This is a genomic window from Lysinibacillus phoenicis (genome assembly GCF_047238325.1).
GTDB classification, from domain to species: domain Bacteria; phylum Bacillota; class Bacilli; order Bacillales_A; family Planococcaceae; genus Lysinibacillus; species Lysinibacillus irui.
This window is the reverse complement of the sequence record NZ_JBDFMP010000002.1, coordinates 2,689,523-2,701,534: the sequence shown is the minus strand read 5'-3', so window position 1 is coordinate 2,701,534 and position 12,012 is coordinate 2,689,523. Positions and strand designations below refer to the sequence as shown.

Genomic DNA, 12,012 nt, shown 5'->3' with positions numbered 1-12,012 from the left:
AACAATTTTTCTTTGATGTAAAAAAATATATATTTTTTATAAAAAATAAGTTGACAAGTTTTATAAGAGGCTGATAAAATATTATATTTTGTTGACATTTTTGGGCGTTTCGCTTATACTAGTTATTAGTGAGGTGTAAGCGAAAATGCCAAAAACTTTAGCGGACATTAAAAAGTCGTTGGATTGTCATTTGGGTAAACGTTTGCAATTAAAAGCAAACGGTGGTCGCAAGAAAACGGTTGAGTGTGCAGGGATATTACGTGAAACATATCGCGCTATCTTTGTAGTAGAGCTCGATCAAGAAGACAATACGTGCAAGCGCGTATCGTATAGTTACACAGATATTTTAACTGAAGCAGTAGAGATTACATTTTTAGACGAAGCAAAGGCTGCTGTCGCAAAATAGTTTCTAGTACTTATTTCTATATTTTCAAAACACTCATGTATGTTAAAAACTACATGAGTGTTTTGCGTTTTCGCGGGCATACTAAATTCGTCAGTTGTTAAAGGAGGAGTTTATATGCCTAGAAAAGGTATCATGTCACCTCGATTAAAAGAAGAGATCGCAAAAGAACTTGGATTTTATGATGTTGTGCAAAAGGAAGGCTGGGGCGGCATAAAAGCTCGAGATGCTGGTAATATGGTTAAACGTGCCATTGAAATGGCTGAACGGGCAAGTAGTGAGCAAGAGCGTAAGTAGGCTATTTTTGTTAAAGTAGGCGACTTATAAAGTTTCATTCAGCAGGGATGAAAATCCTTACTGACACAACAAATACAACTGACGAAAGAGAACCGATACACCGAAGAGGGTATACGGTTCTTTTTTTCCATTTTCGTATGCCCAATATGGTAAAATAAAATGAATAACCTTGCGCGAAAAAAAGGAACTGTTTATACGTGTAGCTATAAGGGAGGAAGAAATATGCTTTATGTAAAGGCGCCTGCAAAAATCAATTTAACATTAGATGTGCTTTATAAAAGACCAGATAATTTTCACGAAGTAGAGATGGTCATGACAACAGTCGATTTAGCTGATCGTATTAGTCTTGAATCTCGAGAAGATGGAGAAATCCAAATAATCTCTACTGATAATTTTGTACCAAATGATCATCGTAATTTTGCTTATCAGGCAGCGCGTCTCATTAAAGATACATACGGCATTAGACAAGGTGTATCCATTACAATTGAAAAGGAAATTCCCATTGCAGCAGGGCTAGCGGGCGGTAGTAGTGATGCAGCCGCTACTTTAAAGGGTCTCAATGAGCTGTGGGATTTAGGTTTATCGATAGATGAATTAGCAGAATTGGGAGCTAAAATTGGCTCTGATGTTTCATTTTGTGTCTATGGCGGCACAGCATTAGCTACAGGCCGTGGGGAAAAAATAAAGGAATTACCAGCCCCACCAAACTGTTGGGTGGTCTTAGCAAAGCCTAAAATTGGTGTATCTACAGCTGAGGTATATGGAGGATTGAAGGTTGAAGGCTTAGAACACCCAAATACTAAGCAGATGATACAGGCTATTGAAACAAAAGATTATGAGCTATTATGCTCTTCATTAGGTAATGTTCTGGAAACTGTAACATTTAAGTTACATCCAGAAGTTGTGATGTTAAAGGAACAAATGAAGCGTTTTGGTGCAGATGCCACATTGATGAGCGGAAGCGGTCCGACGGTGTTTGGTCTGGTGGATAGTGAAGCTCGAGTAAGCCGCATCTATAATGGTTTACGTGGTTTTTGTGAGGAAGTTTATGCAGTTCGGATTTTAGGTGAGCGAAATACACTTGCTTAGAAACGCAAATTTGTGTTAATTTTACCTATAAATATTCGTGTTTAGGAGAGGGTCGCATGAAATGGAAACGTAGTGAACGACTAGTTGATATGACGTACTATTTACTAGAACATCCACATCAGCTGATCCCGCTAACTTATTTTTCAGAATTATATCAATCTGCGAAGTCATCCATTAGTGAGGATTTAACGATTGTAAAAGAAACTTTCGAAGAAAAAGGAATCGGGTTATTGATGACAGTGCCGGGCGCCGCAGGAGGAGTAAAATATATTCCGAAAATGTCCGAGACTGAAGTACGTTTAGTAATTCAGGATTTAAAGGCAGAGCTTGAACATTCAGATCGATTATTACCAGGTGGGTACCTATTCATGACAGACTTGCTAGGGAACCCAGATTTAATTAATAGAGTAGGGAAGGTATTTGCCTCTGCTTTTGCTGATCAACAAATTGATGTCATAATGACTGTAGCAACAAAGGGTATTTCTATTGCTCACGCGATTGCAAGACATTTAAATGTACCAGTGGTTGTTGTGAGAAGAGATAGTAAAGTAACCGAGGGCTCTACAGTAAGTATTAACTATGTATCTGGTTCTTCCAGAAGAATTCAGACAATGGTATTATCAAAAAGAAGCATGAAAAGTGGACAACGTGTTTTAATTACTGACGACTTTATGAAGGTCGGTGGTACGATGAACGGTATGAAAAATCTATTAGAGGAGTTTGATTGTCAGTTAGCAGGTATAGCGGTGCTTGTAGAGGCTGAACATGCGGACGAAACTTTAGTAGATGATTATTATTCACTTGTAAAGCTTCATGAAGTTAATGAAAAAGATCGAACAATTGCATTAAGTGAAGGTAACTATTTTTCTAGAAGGGGACATGACAAATGAAAGTAGTAGCAACAACAAATGCACCAGCAGCAATTGGACCATACTCACAAGGAATTATTGTTAACGGAATGTTTTATAGCTCAGGGCAAATTCCATTAACAGCATCAGGGGAATTGGTAGAGGGCGATATAACAGCTCAAACAAATCAAGTTTTCGCTAATTTAAAAGCAGTTTTAGCAGAAGCAGGATCTTCTTTAGAAAATGTTGTAAAGACAACTGTTTTTATGAAGGATATGAATGACTTTGTAGCTATGAATGAGGTTTATGCAAGTCATTTTGGTGATCATAAACCAGCTCGTTCAGCGGTAGAGGTAGCTCGACTTCCGAAAGATGTAAAAATAGAAATAGAAGTAATTGCTATCGTTAAATAAACATAAATTGATAAGCTCACTAAAGGGAACTACGCGTTCTGTTTAGTGAGCTTTTTTAATACTGACAAACAATTGTCAAAAATTCCGTATATAAGAAAAAATATTATTCTAATAAGTATTCAAATTTTTTAGAAAATTTGATAGACTATAAAAAGGAAAATATTCGGTAATCGAGAATATGATATTTTCAATTAGGCATCTAAGAAGAGAGGTGGTGAGAAAATGGAAGTTACTGATGTGAGATTACGTCGGGTACAGACGGATGGTCGCATGCGTGCGATTGCTTCCATTACACTTGACAATGAATTCGTTGTTCACGATATTCGTGTAATTGATGGAAATACTGGTTTATTCGTCGCAATGCCAAGTAAAAGGACGCCGGACGGGGAGTTTAGAGATATTGCACACCCAATTAATTCGGATACTCGCAATAAAATTCAGGAGATCATTTTAAACGAGTATCATAACTCTAGTGAAATAGAGGAAACGACTAAAGAAGAAGAATTAGAAGGAATTGGTGTCTAATCAAAAGGAAATAAATACCTCACTGGGGATTTGCTACAAAATGAATCTATGAAAAGATATAAAGAACTCTTCATGTATGAAGGGTTCTTTTTATTTTGATAAAAAGAGAATATGAGCAGTTTTAGGATATACTTCATGACATTCGAGCATATGGTGCAGTGGTTTTTGTAATTCATCTTTTTGTCAACTCTACATGCCTTGAAAATAGATGAATTTTGCTATATAGTCATAAGAGAAAATGAGCGTATTGGAGGACTTACAGATGAGCAATGTTTTTGCTGTCATTTTGGCTGCAGGTCAAGGTACACGTATGAAGTCCAAATTATATAAAGTGCTCCATCCAGTATGTGGGAAACCAATGGTACAACATGTGGTGGATCATATTCAAACGTTAGATGTAAATCGCATTGTAACGGTTGTAGGACATGGTGCAGAAAAAGTGCAATTACAGCTAGGAGATAAAAGTGAGTATGTTCTGCAGGCAGAACAGTTAGGGACAGCACATGCTGTTCAACAGGCTGAAGAAATTTTAGGTAATGAAGAAGGTACAACTTTAGTTGTCTGTGGAGACACACCCCTTATTCGACCTGAAACAATGCAGGCTTTATTCGAACATCACCAAGCTAAAAATGCTAAAGCAACAATTTTAACAGCGATTGCTGAAAATCCAACTGGCTATGGTCGTATTTTACGTGGCGAGAACGGACAGGTGGAACAAATTGTTGAGCAAAAGGACGCATCGGCAGAACAGCAATTAGTAAAAGAAATAAACACTGGCACATACTGCTTTGATAACAAACTGTTATTTGAAACATTAAAGCTTGTGAAAAATGATAATGCACAGGGCGAATTTTATTTACCTGATGTCATTGAAATTTTACAAAAACAAGGCGATATTGTAGAAGCATATGTGACGGATGATTTTGAAGAAACGTTAGGTGTCAATGATCGTGTAGCTTTGTCACAGGCAGAGACATTAATGCGTGCAAGAATTAATGAAAAACATATGCGTAATGGTGTGACGATTATCCACCCAGAAACAACTTATATTAGCGCAGATGCAGTAATTGGTCGTGATACAATCATTCAACCAGGTTCAATGATTGAGGGTGCTACTGTTATTGGTGAGGATTGCATTATTGGACCAAACACTCAAATTGCAGATAGTCGTATCGGTGATCGTACAACTGTACATTCCTCTGTAGTACGTGAAAGCGCTATTGCAGAAGATACAGCAATTGGACCATATGCTCATATTCGACCGCTTTCAGAGATCGGTAGTCATGTGAAAATTGGTAACTTTGTAGAAGTGAAGAAAAGCAAGCTAGATAATGACACGAAAGTATCGCATTTAAGTTATATTGGTGATGCTGAAATCGGTAGTAACGTCAATATTGGCTGTGGTTCCATTACAGTAAACTATGATGGAAAAAATAAGTTCAAAACGATTATTGAAGATGATGTATTTGTAGGATGTAATACTAACTTAGTAGCACCAGTGAAAGTTGGAAAAGGTTCATTTATTGCAGCAGGTTCTACAATTACAAAAGAAGTTCCTGAAGATGCACTTGCAATTGCGCGTGCAAGACAAGAAAACAAACCTAATTATGTAAGCAAATTAAATTCAAAATAATTATCAACTAAACAGGAGGCCATCATGCCGTATCATTATGCAAACTCACAATTAAAAATATTTTCTCTTAATTCTAATAATCCATTAGCTCAAGAAATTGCGCAGGAAATGGGTGTTGAATTAGGAAAATCTTCTGTTAAGCACTTCAGTGATGGAGAGATTCAAATTAGCATTGAAGAAAGTATTCGTGGTTGTGATGTGTTTATCGTGCAGTCTACTTCTGCACCTGTAAACGAACATTTAATGGAGCTTTTAATTATGGTGGATGCAGTTAAACGCGCATCTGCTCGTACAGTAAACGTTGTAATGCCTTATTATGGCTATGCACGCCAAGACCGAAAAGCAAAAGCGCGCGAGCCAATTACAGCTAAATTAGTGGCGAACCTTCTAGAGACTGCTGGTGCAACACGTGTAATCGTACTAGATTTACACGCACCTCAAATTCAAGGTTTCTTTGATATCTTAATCGACCACTTAATGGCAGTACCTTTATTATCAGATTACTTCAAATCTAAAGGTATTCCAGCAGAAGAAATCGTTGTTGTTTCACCTGACCATGGTGGGGTAACACGTGCTCGCAAAATGGCTGAACGTTTAAAAGCACCGATTGCAATTATTGACAAGCGACGTCCAAAACCAAATGTTGCGGAAGTTATGAACATTGTTGGTAATGTAGATGGTAAAGTGGCAATCTTGATTGATGATATTATTGACACAGCAGGTACGATTACAATTGGTGCTGACGCATTACGTGCTGCTGGTGCAAAGGAAGTTTATGCATGCTGTTCTCACCCTGTATTATCTGGTCCAGCAATCGAACGTATTGAAAACTCTGCTATTAAAGAGTTAGTTGTGACAAATACAATTCAGCTTGCAGACGAGAAAAAGTCTCCGAAAATTACTGAGCTTTCTGTAGCAAAATTGATGGCTGATGCGATTTCTCGCGTTTATGAAAACAAATCTGTAAGTACACTATTTGATTAATAATAAATATAGACAAATCCATCTTTTTAGATGGATTTGTTTTTTTTTATGTTAAATGATTCGGACATAAGTTCATCTTGGGAATAAATAATCGAGTGTTTTTTGTGTGATTCTTCATATAAAGGGGTATAATAGAAAATGTGACTTAATAATATTTACTCTATCAAATAATAAGAGATAAATATTATCATAGCCTACAACATATTGCTTGTTGATAAGGCGTAAATAATTTTCTTGGAAGGGGAATAAAGAAGTATGAGTACAGTATTAAGTGTTAAAAAGCGCGAAACTGGGCATCGTTCGACATTAACCCAACTTAGAAAAGGGGGAGCCATTCCTGCGGTTATTTACGGCTATAAATTAGATTCAACCCCAATTTCTATTTCTGCAAAAGAATTTGTTAAGTCCATTCAGAGAAATGGACAAAATAGTGTGTTTTCACTTGAGTTAGAGGGGCAAAAAGTGAATGCTGTTGTGTCAGAAATACAGCAATGTTCATTAAAGGATGAAGTAAATCATGTCGACTTTTTAGCCATTAATATGGCTGAGGAGTTAGAAGCTGATGTTCCGATTAAACTAATGGGTCAGTCAGTCGGTGTGAGTGAGGGCGGTATTTTAATGCAGCCTAACTTAGAATTGAAAGTGAAGGTAAAACCAGCAGAGTTACCTGAATCGATTGATGTTGATATTTCAACATTGAAAATTGGAGAATCCTTAACTGTAAAAGATATTAGAGATCATATACCTGTTGAAGTTATTGATGAAGATGATTATATATTAGTAACGATTATAGCGCCTGCTTCAGTAGAAGAAGAGACTATAGACGGTGTGGAAGAGCAAGAATAAAAATAAATAATAGGTAAGGCTAGTAAGAAAGTTGAGCTTTCTTATTAGCCTTATTTTTTATGCGGTTTAAGAATTGTACAAAATGCTTTCTATGTGTGCTGTATGGTAAAATAATGACTATTAGATTGAAAGAAGAGAGGTACTTATGAAAATTATTGTTGGTTTAGGAAACCCAGGTAAACCTTATGAGCATACAAGACATAATATTGGCTTTGATGTAATTGATGCGATAGCAGAAAAATGGGGGACGCCTTTAACAAATTCAAAATTTAATGGAATGTACACAACTGTACATCGACCTGAAGGAAAGGTTCTACTTGTTAAACCTTTAACATATATGAATTTATCAGGGGAATGTATTGGTCCCCTTATGGATTATTTTGATATTGATGTAGAGGATTTAATTGTAATTTATGATGACTTAGATTTAGAAACAGGAAAATTGCGTCTGCGACAAAAAGGTAGTGCAGGCGGCCATAACGGCATTAAATCTTTAATTCAACATTTAGGTACCCAGGAATTTAATCGTATTCGAGTAGGAATTAATCGTCCACCTGCGGGCATGAAAGTTGCAGACTATGTCTTAGCGAAATTTTCAAAGGACGATCAGGTTCTTATGGAAGAAGCCATCGAAAAATCTGTAAATGCAGTCGAAGCATCTCTTTCAAAGCCGTTTCTTGATGTGATGAATCACTTTAACACTAGCAAATAAATGGAACACAACTAAAAAATTTTTGTTAAAGTCAGTGGATAATTGGAATGGTTTAAGGATGAGCTACAATGTGCCTTATACTATAACCGCAGCTAAATGCTTGTTTTGAATAGTGTTAACTACAAGCACAAAATAATTCTCTAATTTTGAAGTGATTGCAATGTTGACGACATTGGAAAGTGCATAATCCTTTTTATAAATGTCTATACTTTAAGTAGAAAGTTGCTTAAAGGAGGATGATTTGGAGATGTCAGTTCGCTACCGATGTCGGCATTGTGAAGTAGAAATAGGGACACTACCATTTGATGCAGATGATACAATTCGAAAACTGCATATTTTCGAATTGGGAGAAGCAGATGATTATGTTGAGAAAGATCAACATGGACAAACGACTGTGCACTGCATTTGTGAGCAATGTGAGGATTCGCTGAGACAATATCCAGATTATCACGCACTCAATAAATGGATTCAATAATTGGAAGGATGCTTTGACGCACTCATGTGTGTTCAAGGCCTTTTTCCATTTTATAAAATAGCCAATAATAGAGATATTTAAAATAGCACTAGAGTAATAGAAAGACTACGCCTCGGTGCTATGTATAGAATTTTTCATGCTTGATCGAAAAATTCTGCGATCACACTGAAAAAATGAATACAAGTATCTTCCCTTATAGAAGTATGAGAAGAATACTGAAAAAAGATACAAATAGAAATTTATGCTGAAAGGAGCTTTTGACTGTGGAGGTTTTACGACAACTTGTGTCGCAGGATAAACATATTACATCATTTTTACAGGAAATTCAGAGCGGTCAAACTGCATCACAGCTTATTACAGGTTTAACAGGAAGCGCACGACCAGTAATGGTTGATGCGTTATTTGAATATGTTAAGAAGCCCATCTATATTGTTTCTCCTAATCTATTGCAGGCACAAAAAATGGTTGATGAGCTTGCTGGATTATTAGGTGAAGAATATGTACATTATTACCCTGCTGATGAATTCATTGCAGCAGATCTTTCTGTGGCATCACCTGAATTACGTGCAGAGCGAATTGCAACACTTGATTGTTTAGCTAGAGGTGAGAAGGCTATCTATGTAATACCCGTAGCAGGTTTAAGGAAAATTATGCAGCCAAAGGAACATTGGCAACAATATTTTTTACAAACAGCTATAGGTGATGATATCGAAATTGATAAGTGGTTACAAACATTAGTTGAGATGGGTTATGTTCGTAATTCAATGGTGACAACACCTGGAGAATTTGCGTTGCGTGGAGGCATTTTAGATATTTATCCTCCTTATTTAGAATCGCCTATTCGTATTGAATTGTTTGATACAGAGGTTGACTCTATACGGACATTTTCAGCAGACGACCAACGCTCTATTGATAAATTGCAAAAAATTCGTATTCTTCCTGCTGCAGAGGTTATTCTGACTAAAGCAGAAAGACAGTCGCTATCTGGTCGTTTGGAATCCGCCTTAGCAGCCAGCTTAAAGAAGGTCAAAAAACAGGAAACTAAGGAGTTACTGTATCAGCATATTCAGTATGATATTGAACTGTTACAACAAGGAAACTTACCTGATTACGTCAACAAATATGGTTCATTATTATACGATAAAACGGCCTATCTGGGAGATTACTTTGCACAGGATGGCATTGTGCTTTTCGATGAGCTTGGACGCATTCAAGAGGTTATGGATGCATGGGAACGTGAAGAGGATGAATGGTTTTTATCATTAATTGAAGAAGGAAAAATGGTTCATGATGTCAAACCCGCCTTCACGCTAAAAGAAATACTAGCGATGTTGCCACAACAAAAGCTTTCGTTTTCGTTATTTTCACGAACATTTTCAGGGATCACATTTAATAAAACAACTAATTTTTCTTGCAAGCCTATGCAGCAATTTCACGGGCAGATGGCATTGCTACAAAGTGAAGTAGAACGCTGGTTCCTTGGTAAATTTACGGTACTAATTGTTGCAAGGGATAAAGAACGTGTGAAACGGGTTCAGCAAATGCTTGAAGAATACGATATTCATACAACAATAGGTGAACCAGCAGAACCTGGGATTTATATTGTTGATGGTGGCTTATCGAGTGGCTTTGAATTACCGTTGCAGCGCTTAGCAATTGTGACAGAGGATGAGCTCTTTAAGCAGCAGGCAAAGAAAAAAGCGCGAACAAAAAAAATGACCAATGCTGAACGGATTAAGAGCTATACAGAAATTAAGCCGGGTGATTATGTTGTGCATGTTCATCATGGGATTGGTAAATATATTGGTGTGGAAACGCTAGAGGTCAATGGTACACATAAAGATTATTTGCATATTCGATACCGTGCTGACGATAAATTGTATGTACCTGTAGAGCAAATAGACTTAATCCAAAAATATGTGGCATCAGAAGATCGTGAACCAAAGCTACATAAATTAGGTGGAGCAGAGTGGAAAAAAACTAAGGCGAAGGTATCCTCTGCTGTACAGGATATTGCTGATGACTTAATTAAGCTTTATGCCAAGCGAGAAGCAGAGAAAGGGCATGCTTTTACACCTGATAATGATGATCAGCGTAATTTCGAGGCCATGTTCCCTTATGAAGAAACAGAGGATCAGCTTCGATCTATTGTTGAAGTAAAGCGAGATATGGAGCGAGAACGCCCCATGGATCGTTTAGTATGTGGTGATGTAGGCTATGGTAAAACAGAGGTAGCCATTCGCGCAGCATTTAAGGCTATTCAAGACGGTAAGCAGGTAGCTTTCCTTGTCCCTACTACTATTTTGGCCCAGCAGCATTATGAAACAATCCGTGAGCGCTTTCAGGACTTTGCTATTAATGTTGGATTATTATCCCGTTTCCGCACTAAAAAAGAGCAAACTGCAACATTAAAGGGTTTAAAAGAGGGGCAAGTCGATATAGTTATCGGAACACACCGAATTTTATCTAAAGATTTAATTTTCCAAGATCTTGGTTTGTTAATTGTTGATGAGGAACAGCGTTTTGGTGTGACACATAAGGAAAAAATTAAGCAATTAAAGACTAATGTCGATGTCTTAACTTTAACGGCTACACCAATCCCACGTACTCTTCATATGTCTATGGTAGGTGTTCGGGATTTGTCTGTTATTGAAACACCACCAGCCAATCGTTTCCCAGTCCAAACGTATGTAATGGAACATAGTGGAGCATTAGTGCGAGAAGCAATTGAGAGAGAAATGGCACGTGGCGGACAAGTGTTTTATTTATATAATCGAGTTGAAGATATGGCCCGTAAGGTAGAGGAGATTCAGGTACTCGTTCCTGAGGCGCGAATAGGTCATGCGCATGGAAAAATGACAGAGTCAGAATTGGAATCAGTGATTTTAGCCTTTTTAGAGGGTGACTATGATGTCCTTGTTACGACAACCATTATTGAGACAGGTGTTGATATACCGAATGTGAATACATTAATCGTCCATGATGCTGATCGAATGGGCTTGGCCCAGCTTTATCAGTTACGTGGACGGGTTGGACGTTCAAACCGGGTAGCATATGCGTACTTTATGTATCAACGAGACAAAGTATTGACAGATGTAGCCGAGCAGCGTTTACAGGCAATTAAAGAGTTTACTGAGCTTGGCTCAGGCTTTAAAATTGCCATGCGGGATTTATCTATTCGAGGCGCAGGTAACTTACTCGGAGCGCAGCAACATGGCTTTATTGATTCAGTCGGCTTTGATTTATATTCTCAAATGCTTCAAGACGCCATTGCTGAACGACAAACAGGTGTAAAAAAAGAAGAGAAGCCAGATATCGAAATATTGCTAAGTGTTGATGCGTATATTCCTGACGTCTATATTCCGGATGGATATCAAAAAATCCAAATGTATAAACGCATTAAGGCAATGGATCAAGTAGAGGAATATGATGAAATCATGGAGGAATTAGAGGATCGATTTGGCGATCTTCCAATTGAAACAGAGCGTTTACTGCGAATAGCACGAATGAAGGTTTGGGGTCTTGGCGCAGGAGTAGTATCTGTAAAGGAAAAGCAAAAACTGATTACAATTCTGTTGTCTGAACAGGGAACAGCCAATGTTGATGGCAGTAAAATCATTGAAGAATCGATGAAATTTGAACGTGCTGTCGGTTTTGGTATGGACGGCATGCAGTTAAAATTAACAATAGATGAGCGAAAGTGTGGAAAATATCAACCATTTGATTTGTTGGAAGAGCTCATGCAAATTATTGATAAAGCAAAAAAACAGCACTAGCAAAAAGGCCG

Annotated in this window: 12 protein-coding genes; all 12 read left to right on the top strand. The window is 37.5% G+C overall.

Annotated features, from left to right (window positions below; all coding sequences use genetic code 11):
- Positions 1 to 145 precede the first annotated feature (145 nt).
- Complete coding sequence (gene veg, locus ABC382_RS14915) at positions 146 to 406, top strand: biofilm formation stimulator Veg (RefSeq protein ID WP_004229199.1); 261 nt, start codon at positions 146 to 148, stop codon at positions 404 to 406.
- Positions 407 to 520: 114 nt separating this feature from the next.
- Positions 521 to 700 carry a small, acid-soluble spore protein, alpha/beta type gene (locus tag ABC382_RS14910; protein ID WP_004229193.1) on the top strand — a complete coding sequence of 60 codons (180 nt, stop codon included), beginning with the start codon at positions 521 to 523 and terminating at the stop codon, positions 698 to 700.
- Between the two features lie 222 nt (positions 701 to 922).
- The gene (gene ispE, locus ABC382_RS14905) at positions 923 to 1,789 is read left to right on the top strand and encodes a 4-(cytidine 5'-diphospho)-2-C-methyl-D-erythritol kinase (protein WP_274795156.1); all 867 of its coding nucleotides are present in this window, start codon (positions 923 to 925) and stop codon (positions 1,787 to 1,789) included.
- Positions 1,790 to 1,845: 56 nt separating this feature from the next.
- On the top strand, positions 1,846 to 2,679 hold the full coding sequence (gene purR / locus ABC382_RS14900; RefSeq protein WP_274795157.1) for a pur operon repressor: 834 nt from the start codon (positions 1,846 to 1,848) through the stop codon (positions 2,677 to 2,679).
- Positions 2,676 to 3,050, top strand: a complete 375-nt coding sequence (locus ABC382_RS14895) for a RidA family protein (protein ID WP_322611845.1) — start codon at positions 2,676 to 2,678, stop codon at positions 3,048 to 3,050. Before purR ends, ABC382_RS14895 begins: the two co-directional genes overlap by 4 nt.
- Positions 3,051 to 3,272: 222 nt before the next feature.
- Positions 3,273 to 3,575 carry a septation regulator SpoVG gene (gene spoVG / locus ABC382_RS14890; RefSeq protein WP_274795159.1) on the top strand — a complete coding sequence of 101 codons (303 nt, stop codon included), beginning with the start codon at positions 3,273 to 3,275 and terminating at the stop codon, positions 3,573 to 3,575.
- 262 nt (positions 3,576 to 3,837) lie between these two features.
- Positions 3,838 to 5,208: a bifunctional UDP-N-acetylglucosamine diphosphorylase/glucosamine-1-phosphate N-acetyltransferase GlmU gene (gene glmU / locus ABC382_RS14885; protein ID WP_274795160.1), complete on the top strand. Its 1,371-nt coding sequence runs from the start codon at positions 3,838 to 3,840 to the stop codon at positions 5,206 to 5,208.
- Positions 5,209 to 5,232: 24 nt separating this feature from the next.
- Positions 5,233 to 6,192, top strand: a complete 960-nt coding sequence (locus ABC382_RS14880; protein ID WP_274795161.1) for a ribose-phosphate diphosphokinase — start codon at positions 5,233 to 5,235, stop codon at positions 6,190 to 6,192.
- 255 nt (positions 6,193 to 6,447) lie between these two features.
- Positions 6,448 to 7,038, top strand: coding sequence for a 50S ribosomal protein L25/general stress protein Ctc (locus ABC382_RS14875; protein WP_274795162.1), 591 nt, complete (start codon positions 6,448 to 6,450; stop codon positions 7,036 to 7,038).
- 145 nt (positions 7,039 to 7,183) lie between these two features.
- On the top strand, positions 7,184 to 7,750 hold the full coding sequence (pth, locus tag ABC382_RS14870) for an aminoacyl-tRNA hydrolase (protein ID WP_274795163.1): 567 nt from the start codon (positions 7,184 to 7,186) through the stop codon (positions 7,748 to 7,750).
- A 247-nt stretch (positions 7,751 to 7,997) separates the two neighbouring features.
- Positions 7,998 to 8,225, top strand: a complete 228-nt coding sequence (locus ABC382_RS14865; RefSeq protein WP_016993788.1) for an anti-sigma-F factor Fin — start codon at positions 7,998 to 8,000, stop codon at positions 8,223 to 8,225.
- 263 nt (positions 8,226 to 8,488) lie between these two features.
- On the top strand, positions 8,489 to 12,001 hold the full coding sequence (gene mfd / locus ABC382_RS14860) for a transcription-repair coupling factor (protein ID WP_274795164.1): 3,513 nt from the start codon (positions 8,489 to 8,491) through the stop codon (positions 11,999 to 12,001).
- Positions 12,002 to 12,012 lie beyond the last annotated feature (11 nt).

Excerpts from the sequence above, each read along its gene's own strand:
- spoVG (WP_274795159.1), top strand. The coding sequence starts at position 3,273 with ATGGAAGTTACTGATGTGAGATTACGTCGGGTACAGACGGATGGTCGC.
- ABC382_RS14880 (WP_274795161.1), top strand. The coding sequence starts at position 5,233 with ATGCCGTATCATTATGCAAACTCACAATTAAAAATATTTTCTCTTAAT.
- ABC382_RS14895 (WP_322611845.1), top strand. The coding sequence starts at position 2,676 with ATGAAAGTAGTAGCAACAACAAATGCACCAGCAGCAATTGGACCATAC.
- pth (WP_274795163.1), top strand. The coding sequence starts at position 7,184 with ATGAAAATTATTGTTGGTTTAGGAAACCCAGGTAAACCTTATGAGCAT.
- ispE (WP_274795156.1), top strand. The coding sequence starts at position 923 with ATGCTTTATGTAAAGGCGCCTGCAAAAATCAATTTAACATTAGATGTG.
- purR (WP_274795157.1), top strand. The coding sequence starts at position 1,846 with ATGAAATGGAAACGTAGTGAACGACTAGTTGATATGACGTACTATTTA.
- ABC382_RS14865 (WP_016993788.1), top strand. The coding sequence starts at position 7,998 with ATGTCAGTTCGCTACCGATGTCGGCATTGTGAAGTAGAAATAGGGACA.
- ABC382_RS14910 (WP_004229193.1), top strand. The coding sequence starts at position 521 with ATGCCTAGAAAAGGTATCATGTCACCTCGATTAAAAGAAGAGATCGCA.
- glmU (WP_274795160.1), top strand. The coding sequence starts at position 3,838 with ATGAGCAATGTTTTTGCTGTCATTTTGGCTGCAGGTCAAGGTACACGT.
- ABC382_RS14875 (WP_274795162.1), top strand. The coding sequence starts at position 6,448 with ATGAGTACAGTATTAAGTGTTAAAAAGCGCGAAACTGGGCATCGTTCG.
- veg (WP_004229199.1), top strand. The coding sequence starts at position 146 with ATGCCAAAAACTTTAGCGGACATTAAAAAGTCGTTGGATTGTCATTTG.